The sequence below is a fragment of the Vibrio sp. 1562 genome (assembly GCF_033340155.1).
GTDB classification, from domain to species: domain Bacteria; phylum Pseudomonadota; class Gammaproteobacteria; order Enterobacterales; family Vibrionaceae; genus Vibrio; species Vibrio alginolyticus.
The window spans coordinates 1-680 of record NZ_JAWOVY010000383.1 but is presented as its reverse complement, the minus strand read 5'-3'; the positions used below and the strand labels follow the sequence as shown (position 1 = coordinate 680).

Annotated in this window: 2 protein-coding genes; both read left to right on the top strand. The window is 45.3% G+C overall.

The window, feature by feature from the left end:
- Positions 1 to 141, top strand: a 141-nt coding sequence (locus R7Z49_RS25315; protein ID WP_411913034.1) for a DUF3316 domain-containing protein, incomplete at its 5' end; no start/stop codon positions are given.
- 102 nt (positions 142 to 243) lie between these two features.
- Positions 244 to 680 (top strand): response regulator (locus tag R7Z49_RS25310; protein ID WP_318112430.1); only part of this gene is annotated, 437 nt, incomplete at its 3' end.

Here is a 680-nt window from a genome sequence, read left to right as displayed (position 1 = left end):
AATGTGAAGTCTCGCAGTACGCATTTAAAAGATGGTGGCTTCGTGACCGTGCAAGAACGCATGAATGAAGATGGTCAGTTGGAATATTTGGGCAAAGTGAATGTCAAAGTGCATTATGCCGAACGCGATAATAATCGATAATGGTTTACCAAGGAGGAAGAGTATGGTGTGGTTCACATCATGCTCTTTTTCGAGCTTTATACTGGGTTCTCATCCTCCCGCTAACACACTAGGTAAGTAAAGTTGAAAATATTGATCGTCGAAGATGAGCACAAAGCCGGAGAATATCTGCAAAAAGGTTTGATTGAATCTGGGTATGTGGTGGATTTAGTGCATGATGGGGTCGATGGGCTTTATCACTCTACCAGTGAAGAATATGACTTAATCCTCCTCGACATTATGTTGCCTAAACTCGATGGTTGGCAGGTGCTTAACACATTGCGCAGTAGTGGGATTCACACCCCAGTGATCATGCTGACAGCGAAGGAGCAAGTGGAAGATCGCGTGCGCGGTTTTGAGCTGGGTGCCAATGACTATGTGGTAAAACCTTACGCGTTTGCAGAGCTACTGGCGCGTGTTCAAAACGTATTTCGTCATCATATTACCGCGCAAGTGGTCGCATCGCCGCAAACATTACGTGTGGCAGATTTAGAACTTGATATGATCAAACGCGTTGCCAC